The organism is Lentilactobacillus sp. TOM.63 (genome assembly GCF_030361045.1).
GTDB classification, from domain to species: Bacteria; Bacillota; Bacilli; order Lactobacillales; family Lactobacillaceae; genus Lentilactobacillus; species Lentilactobacillus dabitei.
Genome location: NZ_JAUCAP010000159.1, coordinates 1 through 1,665, shown reverse-complemented (window position 1 = coordinate 1,665; position 1,665 = coordinate 1). Strand labels below are relative to the sequence as shown.

Sequence of the window (1,665 nt, the reverse complement as noted above, 5' to 3'; positions counted from 1 at the left end):
AAACAAAAAGAGCCCTAATCACAAAGTGATTAGAACTCGAATTTAGTTTCACCAACAACAGTTGACGAAGAGCCTGATTACAACGCTTCTGTCTTGAGTTATTTTTAAGGTGAGTACAGGATTTGAACCTGCGCGCCGGTATTAGCCGGTTCGCCGGATTTCGAGTCCGGTGCATTACCACTCTGCCAACTCACCAGAACAAAGAATATTATATCAATTGTCCGGTGACTTGTAAATTGTTCATTCTTTTGTTGGTGCAAATTTTGTTTTGACAAAGCCAATTACTGCTGGAATGAGGGAAACGATCACGATACCAATGATCACCATTGAGAAGTTGTCTTGAACAACGGGGATGTTGCCAAAGAAGTAACCCGCACCGCAGCAGATAGCAACCCACAAGATACAAGCGGAAATATTATATTTTGCGAATCGCTGATAAGGAAAATCACTAGTAGCAGATACAAACGGGATTAGTGTCCTAATGATGGGCATGAATCGTCCCAAAAAGATAGCCATGGCCCCATATTTTTCGAAGAACTCGCGGGCTTTGGCCAAATCTTTTTCTTTAATGAATCTGCCCAAAATCTTGTTGTGTGGAATTAACTCGCCAAATTTGCTTCCGAAGAAGAAGTTCAGTGAATCTCCTGCAATTGATGCAATTAAGAAGAGAATAATGAAAATTCCGATATTTAAATTGTAATTGGCATTGGCGGCAAGTGCTGCAGCTGCAAATAAAAGTGAATCACCAGGAAGAAATGGCAGAATGACCGCGCCGGTTTCAACAAAGATGATTGCGAACAGTATTAGGTAAGCTGAATTACCAAATGTATTGACGATATTCACCAAGTGGTCATCAATATGGAGAACAAAGTCGATTAATGTACTCACAAAATCATTCCTTTTAAATTTATTATTTACGATTCTATCAGATAACGGTAGAATGAGCCAATGTTGTTACCCACCTTTACTAAAAAACAACTTTTATTGTGACATCGATATTTCCGGGGTACAATATTATTCAGGATAATCTAAGTAGGTGGTATTTATGCAATTAAAAATAGGAATGAAAATAACGGGAGTGGTCACTGGTGTTCAGCCATATGGTGTGTTTGTTGACATTGGTGATAAGAAGCAAGGGTTAATCCATATCTCTGAGTGTAAAGCAGGATATGTCGATAATATCAACAGGTTATTCAAGGTGGGACAGATGGTTGAGGCGTTAGTGATTGATATTGATGAGTATTCGGGCAAAGTTTCTTTATCAACCCGAAGCCAGAATGCGCGACTTGATGTGTTGCAACATCTAAGTCTTAATCGACCGCAACATATTCATTATTGGACCAATTACCGTTTGCAGTTCGGCTTTTCAAGCATCGCTAGGCTCAGAGATCAGTGGTTGAGTGAGGCCGATGAGTTATTTAAGTAAAAAAGTGCTTGACCACCTCTTCATATCTTGGTAAACTATTATCTGTTGTCAAATATTGATCGGTTATCAATTTTAAAAAGTATGAAAAAACAACTTGATTTAAGATTGAAAATCTGATAATATTAAATAGTTGTCAAAAGCGATAAACAAGCGCTTACGACGACTTGGTAGACCTTTGAAAACTGAACAAAATTTTCGACAAACAAATGTGCAGGGCGTTCCGATTCATTTCGGAACCA

Annotated in this window: 2 protein-coding genes and 1 tRNA gene; 1 reads left to right on the top strand and 2 read right to left on the bottom strand. The window is 38.6% G+C overall.

All coding sequences use genetic code 11. The features are described 5' to 3' along the window. Nucleotides 1-107: 107 nt before the first annotated feature. Nucleotides 108-195, bottom strand: a tRNA-Ser gene (locus QUF07_RS13830). Between the two features lie 45 nt (nt 196-240). Further along, complete coding sequence (locus QUF07_RS13825; RefSeq protein WP_217164734.1) at nt 241-888, bottom strand: VTT domain-containing protein; 648 nt, start codon at nt 886-888, stop codon at nt 241-243. 157 nt (nt 889-1,045) lie between these two features. On the opposite strand from QUF07_RS13825, the gene QUF07_RS13820 reads away from it, so the two are divergent. Continuing rightward, nucleotides 1,046-1,426, top strand: coding sequence for a CvfD/Ygs/GSP13 family RNA-binding post-transcriptional regulator (locus QUF07_RS13820; protein WP_217164732.1), 381 nt, complete (start codon nt 1,046-1,048; stop codon nt 1,424-1,426). Nucleotides 1,427-1,665: the final 239 nt, after the last annotated feature.

Coding starts and splice junctions, on each gene's coding strand:
- QUF07_RS13820 (WP_217164732.1), top strand. CDS start 1,046: ATGCAATTAAAAATAGGAATGAAAATAACGGGAGTGGTCACTGGTGTT.